This window comes from Pseudidiomarina sediminum DSM 21906, assembly GCF_000423165.1.
Taxonomy (GTDB): Bacteria; Pseudomonadota; Gammaproteobacteria; order Enterobacterales; family Alteromonadaceae; genus Pseudidiomarina; species Pseudidiomarina sediminum.
The window spans coordinates 207,151-226,855 of the sequence record NZ_AUHL01000006.1 but is presented as its reverse complement, the minus strand read 5'-3'; the positions used below and the strand labels follow the sequence as shown (position 1 = coordinate 226,855).

Annotated in this window: 18 protein-coding genes; 5 read left to right on the top strand and 13 right to left on the bottom strand. The window is 50.2% G+C overall.

What is annotated here, in order from left to right; genetic code table 11:
- Positions 1-2 precede the first annotated feature (2 nt).
- From G535_RS0102750 to trmH, 9 genes are read right to left on the bottom strand one after another with little or no spacing between them, the layout of a single operon-like run.
- On the bottom strand, positions 3-479 hold the full coding sequence (locus G535_RS0102750) for a hypothetical protein (RefSeq protein ID WP_026860667.1): 477 nt from the start codon (positions 477-479) through the stop codon (positions 3-5).
- Positions 480-506: 27 nt separating this feature from the next.
- Complete coding sequence (gene tatC / locus G535_RS0102745) at positions 507-1,244, bottom strand: twin-arginine translocase subunit TatC (protein WP_026860666.1); 738 nt, start codon at positions 1,242-1,244, stop codon at positions 507-509.
- Positions 1,241-1,591, bottom strand: coding sequence for a Sec-independent protein translocase protein TatB (gene tatB, locus G535_RS0102740; protein WP_026860665.1), 351 nt, complete (start codon positions 1,589-1,591; stop codon positions 1,241-1,243). The genes tatC and tatB overlap by 4 nt, the downstream gene beginning before the upstream one ends.
- Before the next feature lie 5 nt (positions 1,592-1,596).
- Positions 1,597-1,797 carry a twin-arginine translocase TatA/TatE family subunit gene (gene tatA / locus G535_RS0102735; RefSeq protein ID WP_026860664.1) on the bottom strand — a complete coding sequence of 67 codons (201 nt, stop codon included), beginning with the start codon at positions 1,795-1,797 and terminating at the stop codon, positions 1,597-1,599.
- Between the two features lie 7 nt (positions 1,798-1,804).
- Positions 1,805-3,451 carry a ubiquinone biosynthesis regulatory protein kinase UbiB gene (gene ubiB / locus G535_RS0102730; protein ID WP_034727387.1) on the bottom strand — a complete coding sequence of 549 codons (1,647 nt, stop codon included), beginning with the start codon at positions 3,449-3,451 and terminating at the stop codon, positions 1,805-1,807.
- A gap of 2 nt (positions 3,452-3,453) precedes the next feature.
- Positions 3,454-4,056, bottom strand: coding sequence for a ubiquinone biosynthesis accessory factor UbiJ (locus G535_RS0102725; RefSeq protein ID WP_026860662.1), 603 nt, complete (start codon positions 4,054-4,056; stop codon positions 3,454-3,456).
- Entirely contained in the window at positions 4,056-4,811 is a 756-nt protein-coding gene (ubiE, locus tag G535_RS0102720) for a bifunctional demethylmenaquinone methyltransferase/2-methoxy-6-polyprenyl-1,4-benzoquinol methylase UbiE (RefSeq protein ID WP_026860661.1), read from the bottom strand. The genes G535_RS0102725 and ubiE overlap by 1 nt, the downstream gene beginning before the upstream one ends.
- Before the next feature lie 42 nt (positions 4,812-4,853).
- Entirely contained in the window at positions 4,854-6,935 is a 2,082-nt protein-coding gene (gene recG / locus G535_RS0102715; RefSeq protein ID WP_026860660.1) for an ATP-dependent DNA helicase RecG, read from the bottom strand.
- Position 6,936: 1 nt separating this feature from the next.
- A complete protein-coding gene (gene trmH / locus G535_RS0102710) occupies positions 6,937-7,617 on the bottom strand; it encodes a tRNA (guanosine(18)-2'-O)-methyltransferase TrmH (RefSeq protein WP_026860659.1) in 681 nt (226 codons plus the stop codon).
- A gap of 90 nt (positions 7,618-7,707) precedes the next feature.
- Between trmH and G535_RS0102705 the strand changes: the two genes are divergently transcribed.
- The 4 genes from G535_RS0102705 to G535_RS0102690 are packed head-to-tail and all read left to right on the top strand — an operon-like array spanning position 7,708 to position 12,497.
- Entirely contained in the window at positions 7,708-8,349 is a 642-nt protein-coding gene (locus tag G535_RS0102705) for a TIGR01621 family pseudouridine synthase (RefSeq protein WP_026860658.1), read from the top strand.
- A gap of 57 nt (positions 8,350-8,406) precedes the next feature.
- On the top strand, positions 8,407-9,693 hold the full coding sequence (locus G535_RS0102700; protein WP_026860657.1) for an amidohydrolase: 1,287 nt from the start codon (positions 8,407-8,409) through the stop codon (positions 9,691-9,693).
- A gap of 25 nt (positions 9,694-9,718) precedes the next feature.
- Positions 9,719-11,578 carry a GNAT family N-acetyltransferase gene (locus G535_RS0102695; protein ID WP_051206917.1) on the top strand — a complete coding sequence of 620 codons (1,860 nt, stop codon included), beginning with the start codon at positions 9,719-9,721 and terminating at the stop codon, positions 11,576-11,578.
- Position 11,579: 1 nt separating this feature from the next.
- Positions 11,580-12,497, top strand: coding sequence for a histone deacetylase family protein (locus G535_RS0102690; protein WP_026860655.1), 918 nt, complete (start codon positions 11,580-11,582; stop codon positions 12,495-12,497).
- Here G535_RS0102690 and G535_RS0102685 read toward each other — a convergent pair.
- Positions 12,494-14,143: a long-chain fatty acid--CoA ligase gene (locus G535_RS0102685; RefSeq protein WP_034727383.1), complete on the bottom strand. Its 1,650-nt coding sequence runs from the start codon at positions 14,141-14,143 to the stop codon at positions 12,494-12,496. The two genes, G535_RS0102690 and G535_RS0102685, sit on opposite strands and share 4 nt — an antisense overlap.
- A gap of 50 nt (positions 14,144-14,193) precedes the next feature.
- Positions 14,194-15,717 (bottom strand): bifunctional GNAT family N-acetyltransferase/carbon-nitrogen hydrolase family protein, encoded by a 1,524-nt coding sequence (locus tag G535_RS0102680; protein WP_026860653.1) that lies wholly within the window; start codon positions 15,715-15,717, stop codon positions 14,194-14,196.
- A gap of 153 nt (positions 15,718-15,870) precedes the next feature.
- Between G535_RS0102680 and G535_RS0102675 the strand changes: the two genes are divergently transcribed.
- Positions 15,871-17,202, top strand: coding sequence for a Na+/H+ antiporter NhaC family protein (locus tag G535_RS0102675; RefSeq protein ID WP_026860652.1), 1,332 nt, complete (start codon positions 15,871-15,873; stop codon positions 17,200-17,202).
- On the opposite strand, the gene G535_RS0102670 is transcribed toward G535_RS0102675, so the two are convergent.
- Positions 17,199-17,591, bottom strand: a complete 393-nt coding sequence (locus tag G535_RS0102670; RefSeq protein WP_026860651.1) for a RidA family protein — start codon at positions 17,589-17,591, stop codon at positions 17,199-17,201. The genes G535_RS0102675 and G535_RS0102670 overlap by 4 nt on opposite strands.
- A 1-nt stretch (position 17,592) precedes the next feature.
- The gene (spoT, locus tag G535_RS0102665; protein WP_026860650.1) at positions 17,593-19,704 is read right to left on the bottom strand and encodes a bifunctional GTP diphosphokinase/guanosine-3',5'-bis pyrophosphate 3'-pyrophosphohydrolase; all 2,112 of its coding nucleotides are present in this window, start codon (positions 19,702-19,704) and stop codon (positions 17,593-17,595) included.
- Position 19,705 lies beyond the last annotated feature (1 nt).

Here is a 19,705-nt window from a genome sequence, read left to right as displayed (position 1 = left end):
AATCACTCGACTCGGCGGACTCGCATACGGCGATTCTCACCTTCCCGTCCAAGCATAAAACTATTGAGTGCTGCTCGTTCAATAAAGTAGCTTCCTTGTTTTGGTCGAGGCCATGCAACACTGTCAATTTGTAACCACTTTTGGCCGTTAGTAAACGTGAACTCCAATTTACCCAGAGCATTTTCATGGACGCTTGCAAGTTGTAAATGTATTTCATTCGGCACGTCTTGGGTTTCGACATGATGCTCTCGACCGAACGCACCTTCTTTGTCGTTAACTTGACTAGCACGTGCTGGGGTATACGCCCCATCACCCGCCACTAACTTGTCATAACAAACCAAACGTTGTAACGGGTTTTCAATCGCTGCACAGTCACGAAGTTGCTGCATGGTTGCTTCTTGAGCTTCTGCCATTGGCGTCCATAAGGTTGCGAGCGATAAACCAACAACGGCGCTTCCTAAGCTAAACAGTTTCAGCATCAGTAATGATTCCTACTTCTTAGTTATTCAATCGCGCGCGGCATCTGCAGAGCGCGGTGATTTTTGATATAGACTAGCAATCAGCAAGCCAAGTTCAAATAGCAACCACATTGGAATTGCTAGTAAAGTCTGCGAAATAACGTCCGGCGGCGTTAAGATCATGCCGACAATAAAGGCTATGACAATGACATAGGCACGCTTTTCACGCAAGGATTTGACTGTCGTCACCCCTGTCCAACAGAGCAATATAATCGCCACCGGCGTTTCAAACGCAATTCCAAACGCCATAAAAATCGCCAGTACAAAGTCCAAATAGCGGGCGATATCCGTGGCAACGGTTACTCCTTCAGGCGCTGCATTTGCCAAAAAGTTCAATGCCAGCGGCAACACAACCCAGTAAGCGAAGGCTACGCCGGCATAAAAGAGCAAGGTACTAGAAACCATTAATGGCATCACCAAACGCTTTTCACGACGGTACAGTCCTGGTGCAATAAATGCCCACAATTGCCACAGTAACACTGGTACCGCAAGTGCCACGGCGACCACTAAGGCCAGCTTAAACGGGGTAAAAAATGGTGTCGCTACGTCGGTCGCAATTAAGCTACTACCTTGCGGCAAACTCGCCAACATAGGCGCAGCCAAATAGCTATATAACTCGTCAGCAAACACTGCCAACACGGCAAAAATGGCCAGCACGACCACTACACTGCGAAGCACACGGCCACGTAATTCAAGTAAATGGTCGATTAATGGAGATTCACTCATGAAGACTTCGACTCATCCGAAGGTTCGGGTGGGGTGGGCTTTGTGTTCGCATCTTTCGCATAAGGACGCTGCACTGCAGCTGCGGCCTGACGCAGCTCACTCATCGACCGCTGTAACTCCGGCGACAACTGTTCCGCATCAAGTGCTTCAGCTTTTCGTAAATGCTCATGCAGCTCTTTAATCCGTAACTCATGGTTTAGCTCAGCTTGTACCGACGAACCAAAGCTTTTCACTTTGTGCACACCACGTTGCACCGCGCGCAAAGCTGCTGGCAGTCGCTCCGGCCCCAGCACTAACAGGCCGACTAAAGAGACCAATAATAGCTCCCAGAAGCCAATATCAAACATCGTACTTACGCATCTTTATCGGTGTCGTTCTTACTGTCGACTTTTTTCTGCGCTTCGGTTGAGCTTGTCTCATCATCACTGACTGACTTTTTAAACCCTTTAATCGCCGAACCTAAATCACTGCCTAAGCTGCGTAAACGCTTGCTTCCGAACAGTAACAAAACGATTGCTAAAACAATCAGCAGTTGCCAAAAACCGATACCCATATCAACCTCATTTCGTTGCGGTCGGCGTGCGCCAACTCATAAAAATACTTACCACAGTCACAAGACAGCTCGCGGCTGTCATAGCGACATGCTGTTCAGTCACCCAAAATAACGTGCTGGTGAGTAAAGTTGCGCCACTGGCAACGCCCCACCAAATGCGCCATGCCATTGCTCGCTGGCTCTCAATAAGCGCCGTCGAAACCTGTCGCTGTTGCGCAACATGTGTTTTTTGCGTCCGCAAATAATCATAAAGCAAGGTTGGCATTTCCGGCAGCTTTTCAGTCCAATACGGCGCATGCTCCTTCACCGAGCGTAATACGGCACGCCAGCCTAACTGTTCCTGCATCCAGCGCTCAAGAAACGGTTTCGCGGTTTGCCAAAGGTCCAATTGCGGGTACAAGGTACGGCCTAAACCTTCAACATATAATAAGGTTTTCTGCAGCAACACCAACTGTGGCTGCACTTCCATCTCAAAGCGCCGGGCGGTATTGAACAAATTCACCAGTACATGGCCAAACGAAATCTCCGCCAAAGGCTTATTGAAAATCGGCTCACAGACAGTCCGAATTGCCGACTCAAACTCCTCAACGTTAATATGGCTCGGCACCCAGCCTGAATCCACATGCAATTCTGCAACTTTCCGGTAATCACGGTTAAAGAACGCTAAAAAGTTTTCCGCAAGATAACGTTTATCTTCACGGTTTAACGTGCCGACAATACCAAAATCAATCCCTAAATATTGAGGATCAGCGGGATGTTCACGCGACACAAAGATATTACCAGGGTGCATATCGGCATGGAAAAAGCTATCGCGGAACACTTGCGTGAAAAACACTTCAACACCACGTTCGGCGAGTTTCTTCATATCAACCCCAAGCGCGGTTAGGGTCTCAACATCGCTAACAGGGATACCGTTAATCCGTTCCATCACCATTACGTTGTGACGACTGTAATCACTGTAAACTTTTGGAATATAAAGTAACGGCGAGTCTTCAAAATTACGGCGTAACTGAATTGCATTGGCGGCTTCACGGGCGAGATCAAGCTCGTCAAGTAAGGTTTTACGATATTCCTTTACCACCTCGCGCGGCTTCAAACGACGTCCATCCGGTAAATGTTTGGCCAACACACCAGCTAAGGTTTCCATCAGGCGTAGATCGGCTGAAATCGCCGCGCGAATATCTGGCCGAATGACCTTGATGACAATATCCGCACCCGCATCATCGCCGTGCTTCAAACGTGCCGTGTGCACTTGAGCGATTGAGGCAGACGCCAACGGTGTCACCGAAAAGTCGTCAAACGCCTCATCCACCGAAGTCAGGCCTAGTGCTTTCTCGATCAATTGTTGCGCCTGAGCGCCCGGAAATGGCTTCACTTTGTCTTGCAGCTTCGCCAGCTCCAACGCAATATCGGGGGGTAACAAATCACGGCGGGTGGAAAGCATCTGCCCGAACTTCACCCACACCGGCCCAAGTGATTCGAGCGCTAAACGCAAACGTTCGCCAGCAGGGCGATGCTTGTGACGATTCGGGATCCAAAATAAACCGTAACGGGCTAACCGCACTGACCACGGCATCCATTTCGCTGGAATCAGTTCATTTAAACCGTAATGCAAAAACGTGCGGGTGATTTGGTAAAGTCGCTTCGCTCGCATGATTAATCTCGTTGTTGCCGTAATTGCCGTTCGAGTTTATCCAACTGTGCACGTAACCCCTGCACCTCGCGTTGAAATTGCTCAAAATGCTCACGTGCTGGCACTACACGTTGCTCTTCTACCAGCGCATCTTTCACCCATTGCTGCTGATCTTGTAGCAGCTGCTGAATACCTTTGCGTGCTCGGCGGAACCCACTGACGATAAGTTGCGCAGGTACATCGCCAAGGCGCTGTGACAGCTGCTCAGGCCAATCAATATCGCGCTCGCTAAAGAGCTTACTGAGCTGCTGCGCCAGCATTGGATCACCTTCGATGTCGAGCTTATCCGCCTTAATCAAACGGGTGATATTGGCACTTTCACGCAACTCAGGTAACACCGCAAGCTCGGTAATGATGTGGCAGTCCACCTCAGCAGTATCAATCCAGCTCAGCAAGACCTGCGTCTCTGTCACCGTTAACGTAAGTGGCTTACCCAGCTCTTTTAAGGTCACGCGCAAACGTCGCCCAGCAAGCTTTTGCTGCTCAGCTTGACTGCTCGGGTCAAGTGCTAGCAGTTGCTGCGCACCAAACTCTATCAACTGTGTAGGGAGTACCGTCCACAACATTAAAATTTAAACCCTCGGTGCATGGCCACAATACCACCGGTCAAGTTGTCATAGGTAACCTGCTCAAAGCCAGCCTGTTGCATCATCCCTTTCAAGGTTTCTTGATCAGGGTGCATTCGAATGGATTCGGCCAAGTACTGATAACTTTCGGCATCACCGGCGACCAACTGTCCCATTTTCGGCAACACATTAAACGAGTAGAAGTCATACGCTTGCGAAAGCAGCGGCGGCACAGGTTTTGAGAATTCAAGCACAATCAAACGTCCACCGGGCTTCAGCACACGGAACATCGACTCCAGCGCTTTTTGCTTATCAGTGACGTTGCGTAAACCAAAAGCGATGGTGATGATATCGAATGCATCGTCCTCAAACGGCAGCTCTTCAGCATTTGCCTGAACGTAATCGACATTCCCGACAATCCCCATATTGCGGAGTTTATCGCGCCCAACATCAAGCATTGCTTGGTTAATATCCGCCAATACGACGTTACCGGTTGGCCCAACGCGACGCGAAAATTGCGCAGTTAAATCGCCGGTTCCACCCGCGATGTCGAGAACTTTCATCCCCGTACGCACACCACTGCAATCAATGGTATAACGCTTCCAAAGACGGTGAATACCAAACGACATAACGTCATTCATGATGTCGTATTTTTTTGCCACCGAATTAAAGACATTGGCTACAAGGCCTTGCTTCTCTTCTTTGGCCACCTGCTGGTAACCAAAATCAATGGTGTCTGACTTCGAATCTTTCATCATCTAGCCTTTTCTCAAATGAGCATCTAGTGTACTACGAAATCACGCTTGGGCGTAGTGGTCTCGGCGTGGTAACCACCGTTGAATGAGCGCTTCCGATGTTTGTCGATAATCGTGCCACAGCGTGTGTGCAATGTCTTGGGCCTCTGGCAGTAAATGTTGATGCTTCATCACATCTGCGACCCGCATTTCGGTCACCCCAGTTTGTCGCTGTCCAAGTAACTCGCCTGGCCCTCGCAACTCAAGATCTTTTTGGGCGATCACAAATCCATCATTGGTATCACGCAAGACCCCCAGCCTTTGGGTCGCTGTTTTTGACAAAGGTGCGTGATACAACAGCACACAATGACTCGCTACGGCACCGCGGCCAACGCGTCCACGTAGCTGGTGCAGTTGTGCCAAGCCCAAGCGCTCCGGATTTTCAATAATCATCAAGCTGGCGTTTGGCACATCCACGCCTACTTCAATAACCGTGGTGGCGACTAAAAGATCAAGCTCATGCGCTTTAAACGCTTGCATCACAGCATCTTTCTCAGCGCTTTTTAAGCGGCCATGGACCAAGCCAATGCGTAAATCAGGCAAAGCATCCGCCAACTGATTCGCGGTATCTTCTGCGGCCTGACATTGCAAGGTTTCAGACTCTTCAATCAGCGTACAAACCCAATAGGCTTGACGCTGTTCTTCATTACATACTTGGTAAACCCTTTCAATCACTTGTTCACGACGCGTGTCCGGAATTGCGACCGTGGTAACAGGCGTTCGGCCCGGTGGCAACTCATCAATAATCGAGGTCGCGAGATCCGCATAAGCAGTCATCGCTAAGGTCCGCGGGATCGGTGTCGCAGTCATGATCAGCTGATGAGGTTGATAGCCTTGTTGCACTCCTTTTTCACGCAATTCTAAACGTTGATGCACACCAAATCTGTGCTGCTCATCAATAATCACTAAAGAAAGGTTTTGATAGGTCACCTCAGCTTGAAAGAGCGCGTGAGTGCCCACTAACATTTGAATCGTGCCGTTGGCCAGTGCGGCTAAGGTCGCTTTACGCTGCTTCGCAGTGTGCTTGCCAATCAACAGTTCCACCTGAATGCCGAGTGGCGCAAACCATTGCTGGAACGTAAGCGCATGCTGCTCGGCTAAAATTTCCGTCGGCGCCATTAACGCGACTTGCGCGCCTTCACCAATAGCCGTTAAGGCCGCCAGCGCAGCGACGAGCGTTTTCCCCGCTCCAACATCACCTTGAACCAAGCGCATCATCGGCATTGGCAGGGCTAAGTCTTGCTGCAGCTCTGTGACGACACGTTGTTGTGCCGCAGTGGGTTGGAAAGGTAACTGTGCCAAAAAGCGTTGTTCAAGTTGCGGATTCGCTTTCAGTGCGCGTGCTGGGTGCTGTTGTTTAATTTCACGCAACTTTAATAAACTGAGTTGATGCGCAATTAACTCTTCCATCGCCAAGCGATATTGGGCCGGGTGAGTGCCATCTTGTAGCTGAGTCAAACTAACATCCAGCGGTGGTCGGTGCAGCAGTCGAATCGCAGCAGTCAGCTCCATCCCCTGCGGTCGCAACGCCTCCGGCATTAGTTCAGGTAAGACCTTATCATTCAAATAAGTGAGGGCTTGCTCACTGAGTTTCCGCAAAGTAGCTTGCTGTACCCCTTCGGTGGTTGGGTACACGGGGGTGAGTGTCTGTGCCGCCAACCGTGGGGCTTCACCCTCAATGATTTTATACTCCGGGTGAATCATGTCTGGGCCATGCTGTCCACGTCGTGCTTCACCAAACAGCTGTAATTGAGTACCTTGGGCAAACTGCTTCAGTTGTGCCGCACTAAATTGGAAAAAGACCAGGTTCAGACCACCACTGGCATCGCGTACTTTCACTTTGAGCATTCTGCGGCGTCCGTAGACCACATCGGCACTCACGACATGGGCGATCACTGTCGCACTAGTTCCAGGCTGTAGCGCCGCAATGGGGTAAATCCTTGAACGATCTTCATACCGTAGCGGCAAGTGCAACAGCACATCCTGCAAATTCTCGAGGCCTAACTTATTCATCAGACGCTCTTGCAGTTTCGGTCCTACGCCTTTTAAGACAGTTAAGGGTATCTTATGCAGTCCAGATTGCATGTTACGCTGACCTTATCGCCTGCCACCACGTCTCATCGGCAGCAATTTGCCCTTGCGCATCCAGTGGTGGGTACGGCAAGTTTTTACGGCGGCAAATTTTCGCAAAAATCGGATGGCCCCCTTCAAAGAGAACCCGATGACGTTCGGCGGCACTCAAACGCGGTTGTGCATACATGCCCGCGGCTTCGCGTTGACGTTGCGCTTCATAAAGAATGGTTGCTGCCGCTACCGATACATTTAACGACTCAGCCATGCCCACCATAGGGATCACAACATGTTTATCTGCCAATGCAAGGGCCTGTTCCGAGACACCTTTCTTCTCCTGCCCGAATAAAATGGCGGTCGGCTTGGTATAATCAATTTCACGAAAGTGCACTGCCGACGGCGACAAGTGTGTCACCAACACCTGCATATTTTGTTGCTTTAACGCCGCAAAGGCTTCTTCAGTGCTGGAGTGATGGTGTACTTTTACCCACTGCTGTGAGCCCATCGCTGTGCCACCTTTCACTTTCCCGCGCCGATCAAACCAGACTGCATGTACATCATGTAAGCCCACTGCATCCGCGGTGCGAATGAGGGCAGACAAATTATGGTTTTTGTGGACACTCTCAAGACAAAGCGTAAGATCGGGCTGACGCTGGTCAAGCAGAGCATTGATTCGAGCATAACGTTCTGGTGACATAACTTACCTAAAGTTTGCTGCTTGGCGCATGGCAAAGGCTAGCGCACAATCGCACAACGAAACGAATGAGTTTTTTAAGAGTATAACGGCATGCGTGAGTTAACCCTAGTGTTTCAACACCCTGATTTTTACGTGCTAAATAAGCCCGCCGGCGCACCTATGCATGCCAATGACCATGAACCAAGCATTGTTCATCAATTGGCGGACCAGCTCGGCGAACGCTTATGGCCGGTGCATCGCCTCGATACCCCAACTTCAGGCGCGCTGCTGGTTGCGCGTAATGCTGCAGCGGCAAAAGCTTTAAGTCAGCAGTTCGCTGAACGAAGCATCGCCAAAACCTATTTGGCCATCGCCGCTGGCAAACCCAAGAAAAAGCAAGGTTGGATTATCGGTGACATGGAAAAAGCACGCCGCGGCAACTGGCGACTGAGTCATCGCAAAGAAAACCCGGCACGGACGCAATTTGTGAGTCATACCATAGCCCCTAGCTATCGTCTTTATCTCCTAAAACCAACCACTGGCCGCACCCACCAGTTGCGGGTCGCTTTGAAAAGTTTGGGGGTTCCTATCGTCGGCGATCAACGCTACGGCGGTGAACCCCACGCCAACCTTCATCTGCACGCTTGGAAGTTAGCCTTTACTTACCAAGGTGAAACGATTGCAGTGGTCGCACCACCGCCCGATTATCCCTTATTCGTTGCAGCTACGACAAAAGCCGTATTGGCAAACTAAAACACAAAAAGGCATACTCAAATCACATCTCATAACAACTCAAAAAGGTGATTTGCCATGTTTAAACGCTCCCTCCTTGCCCTTGCGACCTGCACCTTTGCTGCGTCAGCACCCAGCTTCGCGCAAGAACCTGTGCGTATTTCTGCTGATTTAGAAGCACAAGTGATCGAATGGCGTCGTGATTTACACCAACACCCAGAACTCAGTAATCGCGAATTCCGTACCTCGAAACTTGTTGCTGAACACCTTGAAGGGCTTGGCATGGAGGTGCAAACAGGTATTGCACACACTGGCGTGGTCGGTATTTTAAAAGGTGGCAAACCGGGACCTGTCGTAGCCTTGCGTGCTGATATGGATGCTTTACCTGTTACCGAACAAACGGACATCCCTTTTAAATCCACCGCCAAAGGCGAGTATCGCGGTGAAGAAGTTGGCGTTATGCATGCCTGTGGTCACGACTTACACGTGGCGATGCTAATGGGCGCAGCACAACAACTGGCAGCAATGAAAGACGACATCGCTGGCACCGTGATGTTTATTTTCCAACCTGCTGAAGAAGGGGCGCCTAAGGGTGAGGAAGGTGGTGCTGAGCTCATGCTCGAGCAGGGTTTGTTTAGTGACCTGACCCCTGACGCAGTCTTTGGTATTCACGTCTGGTCTGCCGGCACCACAGGCCATATCGGCTATCGTGAAGGTCCACTTATGGCCTCATCAGACCGCTTTGAAATTAACGTTAAAGGTCGTCAGACCCACGGTTCACGACCATGGGGCGGCGTTGACCCTATCGTTGCTGCGGCGCAGATCATCAACAACACGCAAACGGTGATCAGCCGTCAAATTGACATTACCAAGGCACCTGCTGTGGTGAGCTTCGGTATCGTTGAAGGCGGCGTGCGTAACAACATTATTCCCGACAGTGTTTATCTTGAAGGCACCATCCGCAACTTCGATATGGATAACCGCGCACAGATTTTTGAGAAACTCAAAACTACTGCAGAGCACACTGCGGCGAGTTCAGGCGCTGAAGCACACGTGCACATCAATGAAGGTTATCCGGTGACCATTAATAACCCTGAACTTACTCGCCAAATGCTCCCAACCATGGAGCGTGTCGCAGGTAACGATAAGGTACATGTGAACGCTCTGGTCACAGGGGCTGAAGACTTCTCATTTTACGCCTTAGAAGTGCCAGGACTGTTTGTGTTTCTTGGTATCACACCACCTGACCAAGATGCAGCGACAGCACCGAGCAACCACTCTCCGTTCTTTTATGCCGATGAAGACGCATTGAAAGTGGGCACTGAGTTATACGTCAACTGGGTCATGGATTACGAAGCGAACTAATCCGCTCAGTATAGGAGAGACTGGTATGGGGACATCGCAGCAACTGACAACAAACGACGGTCAACGCGTCAATTGGTCACAACTCTTGAAGTCAGGTAGCCGCATTTTTCTCGGCTCGCATGCCGCGGTGCCTCATGCCTTAATTCGTGACTTGATGGCGCACAGCCGCCACTTGCACGATATCGAAATTGTTCAGGTGTATGCCTTAGGCGACAACCAATGGGCCGAACCAGAGTACACCCAACAATTTAAGGTCAATACGTTATTTATCGGTGGAGAGCAGGTGCGCACCGCCGTGGCTGAAGGCCGCGCTGATTACACGCCCTGTTTTATGTCCGATATTCCTTCGCTTTTTCAAGAGGGCATTTTACCGCTCGATGCGGCCCTAATCATGGTCAGCCCAGCTGACAAGTACGGCTATCACTCGTTAGGAGTGTCGGTAGATATCGTCTCAGCGGCGTTGCGCTCGGCGAAAAAGGTGATCGCCCAAGTGAACCCACAAATGCCGGTCACGTTTGGCCAAGCGTTTATTCACAAAGGCCAAATCGATGCGTTCTTTGAAGCTGAAGCATCACTTCCTGAAATTGCCGCTCCGGAACTAGACGCCGTTACCGAACGTATCGGCCAGTACGTGTCCTTACTGATTGAAGATGGTGCGACCTTACAGATCGGTTTTGGTAATATTTGTGATGCCGTCCTCCGCTATCTTGGCAACCACAATGACCTAGGTGTACACAGCGAACTTATCACCGATGGCATCATGGAATTGATGCAAAAAGGTGTTATAAATAACCGCCGCAAGACCTACCACCAGCATAAAGCTGTGACCAGCTTCTGTATTGGTAGTCAGACACTCTACGACTTTGTTGATGGCAATCCACACATTGGCTTTTATCCAAGTGAGTATGTGAACTCACCGGCCAATATCGCCCGCAACGACAATATGATTTCCATCAACAGTGCCATCGAGGTCGATCTCACTGGGCAGGTGGTCTCCGACTCGATTGGGCATCAGTTCTACAGCGGTATTGGTGGGCACGTTGACTTCAGTCGCGGGGCGTCAATGAGTAAAGGCGGGAAGCCGATCATTGCGCTACCTTCAACCGCGAAAGACGGCACCATTTCACGTATCGTCCCCCACCTTACCGAAGGTGTCGGTGTCGCAACCTCACGCGCGCATGTTTACTACGTTGTCACCGAGTTTGGCGTGGCTTCGTTGCGCGGCAAGAGTATTCGTGAACGGGCATTAGAACTGATCCGTGTGGCTCACCCCAAGTTCCGCCAACAACTGCTTGATGAAGTGCGCCAGCATTACTATGTGCCGAATTATCAAACAATTAAGTCTGTGGAGGTGCCTGAGCTTGGTCCCGTCGGCTTTAAAGAGCTATGTATTGGTGGCGAATACTTCGACCTCCGGCCTTTAAACCCAAGTGATGAGCGGCGCCTACAAGAGTTCTTTTATTCGCACACCAAAGAAACGCTGCAGATGCGTTACAACACTGTGCCAACTCAAATGAGTCGTGAAAAGTCCTGTACCTTGGTGAGTGTTGATCAATCTTCTGACTTAGCCCTGTGCATCGTGCGCCAAAAAGGCTCTGCAGCAGAGATCCAAGCCGTCGGTCGCTATTACTACTTGCCTCACGATAACAGTTGTGAGGTCGCCTTTGTCACCCGTGAAGTGTACCAAGGCAAAGGCATGGCAAGCCGGTTATTGGAAGAGATGATCCGTATTGCCGAGCAGCGCGGCTTAACAGCCATGCATGCTTATGTACGTGCGGAAAACACCAAAATGCTCGCGGTGTTCGAGCGTGCTGGATTTAAACGCATGCCAAGCGAAGAGCTTGGCGAAGTCTTGTTGAAACGGCCCTTGGCAGGAGCAGCTTAAGATGTCCGTGGTCGTATTTAGTCACCCGCAATGCATGCAGCACCAAGTCACCGAGATTCATCCTGAAGAACCTGCTCGGTTGGGAGCGATCAATGATCAAATTATTCGCTCAGGTTTGGAGCTCGCGATTATCCAACGCGATGGCGACAAAGCGAGTAAGGAACAGCTCTATCACGCCCACGCCGCTAATTATGTCAACGAAGTGTTCGCCAAAGCCCCCAGTGAGGGGCATGTCTGGCTTGACCCCGATACCTTAATGACGCCAGGCTCCCTCGATGCAGCACTTTATGCCGCCGGCTGCGGCATTAGTGCTGTCGATGAAGTCATGGCTGGCGAGAACCCACGCGCCTTTTGTATCGTGCGTCCACCAGGACACCATGCCTGCTATGACAAAGCCATGGGCTTTTGCATCTTCAATAATATTGCCGTGGCTGCCACGCATGCGCTGTCTGAGCACGGTTTAGAACGCGTCGCAATTCTTGATTTCGATGTGCACCATGGCAATGGCACAGAGGATATTTTCTTCAACGACGAACGGGTGCTGTTGTGTTCGTCTTTCCAACACCCCTTCTTCCCTGATACCGGCGCCGATACGGTCAGCCCCCATATTATCAATAGTCCCATGCCGGCAGGTACCACAGGTGTCGATTGGCAACAGGAAGTACGTGAACGTTGGTTACCCGCTATCGAGCATTTTGAGCCGCAGCTCATTCTTATTTCTGCTGGCTTTGATGGCCATGCCGAAGACGATATGGGTAACTTCAATCTGCGAGAAGCCGACTTTGCTTGGTTTGCTGAGCAAATGAAAGCACTCGCTGAACGACACTGTGAAGGACGTGTCATTGGTATGCTGGAAGGTGGCTACGACCACAGCTCCTTAGGCCGGAGTGTGGTCGCCTTTATCAAAGCCCTGATTTAGTCGCCTGCAAGTTCGCTGCGAATACGCTTTTTATCGATTTTACCAACGCTGGTACGTGGGATCTCATCAACAATTTTCACCGTATCCGGTACGGCCCACTTTTCGATATGACCTTCTGCGATAAACTGCTGCATATGCGCGACGATGCCGTCATAGTCAACTTCTGCGCCAGCTTGCAAGGTGATCACCGCGTGTGGACGTTCCCCCCATTCATCATCAGGTAAACCAACCACTGCCGCGAGTTCCACCGCTGGATGCTGACTGATCAGGTTTTCAATATCCAAAGAAGAAACCCATTCACCACCGGTTTTCACGACATCTTTAATACGGTCGCGAATTTGCAAAGTGTACGAAGGTTCAATACTGCCGACATCGCCAGTATGCATCCAGCCGTTTTCCCACAATTCATTGCTCTTTTGCGGCTCGTTCAAATAACCTTGCGTGAGCCAAGGTGTGCGTACCACCACCTCGCCCATAGCTTCACCGTCGTGCGGTAAGAAACGACCATTTTCATCAATAATACGCATGTTGACTAACGGCACAGGCTTACCGGTTTTGACGCGCAAGCGCACCTGCTCATCATGGCTCAACTCTGCCGCATTTTGCGGAAGCCATGTCGTGCTCAACAATGGGCAGGTTTCCGACATCCCGTACCCGGTGTAAACTTGAATGCCACGCTCAAGGGCAGCACTTGCTAGCCCCTCAGTCAAAGCACTACCACCAATCAGCACTTGCCAGCCGCTGAAGTCGATCGCTTTGGCTTTCTCACTACTCAATACCATTTGCAAAATGGTCGGCACACAATGGGAGAACGTAACTTTTTCAGTGGCAAACAGTCGTACTAAGCTTGCCGGTTCATAACGACCAGGATAGACCTGTTTCAGTCCCATCATCGTTGCGACATAAGGAACGCCCCAAGCGTGAACGTGGAACATTGGCGTGATCGGCATGTACACACTCGATGCCTGTAACAACTGCATGTTGTCGTTCATACTGGTGGTCGATGCCAACGCTAAGGTATGCAGCACCAATTGACGGTGGGTAAAGAACACGCCTTTCGGATTACCTGTCGTCCCCGTCGTATAAAAGGTCGTCGCGATAGCGTTTTCATCAAAATCAGGAAAATCAAACTCCGGTAATGCTGCAGCGAGTAATGTTTCGTAGTCACCGATCGTCGTCATCGGTGCCTGCGGTGCCTGCTCCGCATCGGTCAACTGAATGTAACCTTTCACCGTGGTGAGCTCGTCTTGTACCTTGGCAATTAACGGTAAGAAATCGTCATGCACTAACACTAGGTCATCATGCGCATGGTTCATGGTATAGACTATTTGTTCTGGCGCTAAACGCACGTTCACCGTGTGCAATACCGCACCGATCATCGGTACCGCAAAAAAGCACTCAAGGTAACGCGGTGTGTCCCAGTCCAACACTGCCACGGTATCACCTTCTTTAACGCCCGCCTCTGTAAGCACATTGGCTAACCGATGCACGCGCTCAACAAACTCTGCATAGCTATAGCGCTTACCGTTATTGCCACCAACGATTTCATTATCACCAGCGTACCGCTCTGCAGAAAGCAACAATTGCTTAATCAACAACGGGTAGTTATAGGCGTCATCCGCAGGGGGAAGTAGTTTTACCGCCATAATAGATCCTCTTTGTTCTGTTATTTTTTCTAATTTTTATTACTTCGAAACTACCATTTTCGGGTCACTTCATAGATATCTGTCCGGCGATCTTTTAAGTTGGTCACCGAACCTTCGTGATGCAAGTAGCGCAGTTCATCGAGATTTAAATCTGAAAAAATGAGCTGCTCCGTATTTGGCGTCGTCTCCGCTAAAATTGCATCGTACGGGAATGCAAAATCGGACGGGGAAAATACTGCAGATTGTGCGTACTGTACATCTAAACTTTCCACTTGCGGTAAGTTGCCGACACTACCACAGGTCACCACGTAGCATTCATTCTCAACAGCGCGAGCTTGGGCACAATGGCGCACGCGTAGATAAGCGTTTTGCGTGTCGGTCCAAAACGGTACGAACAAAATTTCCAACCCTTCTGCCGCCATCAGACGCCCTAATTCAGGGAACTCGACATCGTAGCAAATCAAAATACCGACCTTGCCAGCATCGGTGTCGAATACTTGCACATGGTTACCGCCCTCAATAACCCAGTCGCGCTTTTCATGTGGGGTGACATGAATCTTACGTTGTTCTTCGACGGTGCCATCACGACGACACAGATACGACACGTTATAAATCACGTCGTCTTCATCGAGCGGCATCGAACCGGTAATGATATTGACGTTATAGCTAACCGCCATCTGCGACATTTCCCGCTTAAAACGCTCAGTAAAACCTGCCAAAAAGCGAATCGCATCTTTTTGTCGGCTTTGATCGGTGAGTCCCATTAGCGGGGCGTTAAAAAACTCTGGGAAGACAGCAAAGTCGCTTTGGTAGTTGGAAATGGCATCGACAAAATACTCGACCTGTTTGAGCATCTCCTCAACCGAGTTAATCTCGCGCATTTGCCACTGCACCGCACCGACACGCACGTTACGAATGCGACTGCCGAGGATATTATCGGATGGCTCATACAAAAAGTTATTCCATTCCAACAAGGTGGCAAAACCAACGGAGCGCTTGTCTTCAGGTAAGTACTTCCCTAGCAAACGCTTCACGGTGAAATCATTAGCCAGTTGGAAGGTTAAAATAGGATCATAAACTTCACGACGATGCACGGCCTCGATGTACTGCCCAGGGGTTAATTCTTCAGCGTACTTATGGAAGTTCACGATCCGGCCGCCGGCTAAAATAGCCTTTAAATTCAGTTGGCGGCAGAGCTCTTTACGAGCGTCGTATAAACGACGACCCAGCCGGAAGCCACGGTAGTCAGGATGAATCAGCACATCCAAACCATATAAGGCATCGCCTTTACGGTCATTCAAGATCGTTTCGCGTGCATCCATCAAATCATCATACGTATGCGGGTTACTAAAACGGGCATACTTCACGCGAACAGTCAGAGCGACCCCTACCAATTGGCCATTGTCCTCAAGACAAATTTGTCCCTCTTCAAACTCTTTAATGAGCTTTAAAATCGTGTGCTCACCCCAAGCGCCCCCAATATCAGGGTAAACCCGATCCATTAAGGCTTTGAGTTGCGGATAATCTTCCGTACGCAAATTGCGAAGTTGCAAATGCAGTTCATCTGGGCTCATAACAATCCTTGCGTGATACATCGAACAAGATGCCATTCAGTATGACGAAGTGAGGAGAATTGGCAACCAGTAATGCGGCGCAAGTGCTTGCGTTGTAAGCATAAGACATATAAGCTTCTGGACGTCTAAAAGAAATTATAGGTTAATCAGATCATGAGCGAAGCAGCCAGTGCCCGTGCACTTCTTCCTTTAGGTGTTTTTCTTGCCCTCTTTCTCGGTGCTGGTATTTACTTCCAGTCCGCTGGTGTCGAGATGGCGTTTTATCAGTTGGCAAGTCCGGTCGCCATTCTTCCGGCGATTATTTTGGCTGTACTGTTAAGCCGCCAAGCATTTGAAGAGCGTATCAATACCTTCGTCGCTGGCGTTGGTGATCGCAATATTGTCACCATGTGCATGATTTATTTGCTTGCGGGAGCTTTCTCCACAGTCGCAGCAGCGACCGGTGGTGTCGATGCCATGGTTGCCTTAGGTTTGCACGTGATCCCTGCCAGCTTCTTATTACCTGGGCTGTTCATCATCGCCGCAGTTATTTCAACGGCCATGGGCACCTCAATGGGAACGCTCGCTGCTTTAGCCCCTGTTGCCTTAGGCCTCGGTCAAGCAGCCGATATTGACTTGGCATTGCTTGCCGGCGTATTGGTTAGCGGCTCGATGTTTGGGGATAACCTCTCGATTATTTCTGATACCACCATTGCAGCGACTCGTACGCAAGGCTGCAACATGAGCGACAAGTTCAAAGCGAACTTGAAGATAGCCTTACCAGCGGCCGCCCTTACCATCATTTGGTTACTTACCTACGACACCGGCAACGTGCCGCCAAAAGCGCCTGATGCGAACCTTTGGCTGAGCCTGCCTTACTTCTTCATTATTGTGCTCGCGGTGATGGGGTTAAACGTCTTCGCAGTGCTCTCGCTAGGTATTGCCCTGGCCGCAGGTTTTGGCATGTTCACCGTCGATTACGAGTGGGTACAATTCAGCCAAGATATCTACAAAGGCTTCACCAGCATGCAAGAGATCTTCTTGTTAAGCTTACTCATCGGTGGCCTCTCAGCACTGATCCGCCAACAAGGTGGCTTAAAGTTTCTAGCCGACAGTGTTACCAAGGTCACCAAGCGGTTGTTTAAACACCCGCAGCAACGTGCAGCCTTTGGGGTGGCTGGCTTAACTGGCTTGACCAACTTCGCGGTCGCCAATAATACGGTAACCATCTTACTTTCTGGGGAGGTTAGCAAAAAGCTTGCAGAACAAGGTAACTTGGCACCACGCCAAAGTGCGAGTTTGCTCGATATCTTTGCCTGTGTCGTGCAAGGCGCGCTACCTTATGGTGCGCAAGCGCTATTGATGGGAGCTAGTTTTGGTTTGTCGCCATTGCAGGTCAGCTTACATACAGGCTATTGCTTTATTCTGGCAGGCGTTGCTTTGGCGATGATTCTTTGGCGTAAGCCTCTCGAAGCTCGAGAGGCTCCAGTAACGGGCACCCCTTAGTTGGTGCTCGGTAGTTCCATGACGCCATCAATTTCAATCTGCGCGCCTTTTGGTAAGGCTTTTACACCGATTGCGGCGCGCGCGGGGTAAGGTGTTTTAAAGAACTCAGCCATCACTTCATTCACGATTGGGAATTGGCCCAGATCGGTTAAGTAAATCTGTACTTTCACCATATCCTGTAATTCACCACCAGCGGCTTCACACACTGCGGTCAAGTTCTTAAACACTTGCACCGCTTGAGCACGGAAGTCTTCACTAATGAATTCCATCGTTTCTGGAACCAATGGGATTTGGCCTGACAAATACACCGTCGTCCCAATTTTCACCGCTTGTGAATAGGTGCCAATCGCCGCTGGGGCATTCTCTGTATTAATAATTACTTTTGACATGTTACTTCCTTAAACGCGCAACGCGTTGCACATCAGGCATCTTGCGAATATAACGCAGTACATCGGCAAGCTGCTTCCTATCATGAACGGTCAAAGCCACATCAATATAGTAGATATTGGCGTCAACCTCTTCTGTTTTCAGACCATGGATATTACAACCCGTCGCCGCAATTGCTGAGGTCAATTTTGCCAACGCGCCTTGATGATTGACCACTTCCACCCGTACTTCGGTAATAAACTCGGCGTTCGGCTTATTGTCCCACTGCACCGGGAAGTAACGCCCTGGTTCATCTTCATGACCACGCACGTTCTTACACTCCTGACGGTGAATAACTAAGCCTTTACCTGGGCTGACATGAGCAATAATTTCATCACCTGGGATCGGACGGCAACACTTGGCAAAACTCACCAACAAACCCTCAGCACCCTTGATCGATAACCCGCTACCGCCGGTGCTTTGTTGCTCGTCTTTCAACTGCTGCATTTCGCCAAGCAGGCGTTTCGCAATCGCCACCGACATCATATTGCCTAAGCCGATCTCGCGTAACAGTTGGGTTTGTGATTCAACCTTCACCTCAGCACACACCCGCGCGAACTCTTCAGGTGCGATATCATTATAATTCACCGGCCCTAATGCGGCGCGGAGCAGACGTTCACCAAGCTGTTCTGCTTCGCGCGTTTCTTGACCTTTCAAATACTGACGAATTTTCGCCCGCGCCTTACCGGTTACCGCAAAGTTCAACCAGGCAATATTCGGACGCGAACCCGGCGCAGTTTTAATTTCAACCGTCTGCCCGGTCTCTAGCGGTTTACTAAGTGAATGCACTTTATGATTCACCCGAGCGCCAATACAAGTATTGCCAATGTCGGTATGCACTGCATAGGCAAAGTCGACCGCAGTGGCACCTTGCGGCAACTCAATAATGCGTCCCTCAGGGGTGAACACATAAATTTCTTCTGGGAACAGCTCAGACTTCACGTTTTCAATAAACTCAAACGCATTCCCGGTACTTTGTTGCAGCTCTAACAAGCTTTGCATCCAACGACGCGCGCGCACTTGCGCCGTGGTTCCTGTACTTTCATCGGTCTTATACAACCAATGCGCCGCAACCCCTCGGTCCGCCATCAAATTCATCTCTTCCGTACGAATTTGAATCTCAACCGGAATCCCGTGCGGCCCCTTCAAAGAGGTATGTAACGACTGATACCCATTCGACTTTGGAATGGCAATATAATCTTTAAAGCGCGTTTCGATCGGCTTGTACAAATTATGCAAGGCGCCGAGTACGCGATAACAGGTATCCACTTCATCCACGATGACGCGAAACGCGTAAATGTCCATCACCTGTTCAAACTGTAACTCTTTGCTCAGCATTTTTTTATAGATGCTGTACAGATGCTTTTCACGCCCCATGACGCGAGCCTGAATGCCGTGATCCCGCAGGCGCGTTTCAACTTCAGTTTGAACCCGTTCGACCAGCTCACGACGGTTCCCGCGCGCTTGCTTCACTTGCGACTCTAACAGTTTCGCTCGCCACGGATAAAGGGCATAAAAACCATGCAGCTCAAGCTCATTTTTAATGTCATGAATACCCAGACGATGGGCGAGCGGCGCATAGATTTCAAGGGTTTCGCGCGCAATACGACGGCGCTTATCCGGCCGCAGATGGCCTATGGTGCGCATGTTGTGCGTGCGGTCCGCAAGTTTGATCAAAATCACCCGAATGTCATGCACCATGGCCATGATCATTTTGCGATAGTTTTCCGTTTGCAGCTCTTCTTTCGAGTCAAACTTCAACTTGTCGAGTTTCGAGACGCCTTCCACCAGCTCAGCAACGGGAGCGCCGAACTGTTCCGCCAAATCTTCTTGCGTAAATTCAGTATCTTCGATCACGTCATGGAGCAAGGCTGCCATAATGGTTTCATGATCGAGGCGCATGTCGGCCAGAATGCCGGCGACAGCTACAGGATGGGTGATGTAAGGTTCGCCACTACGGCGTTTTTGCGTTTTATGTGCTTCTGCGGCCAATTGGAAGGCCGCAGCACAACGTTGCACCTGTTCAGGCGGTAAGTACTCGGCGAGTTGTTGCCGCAGCCCTTCGAATAAATACACC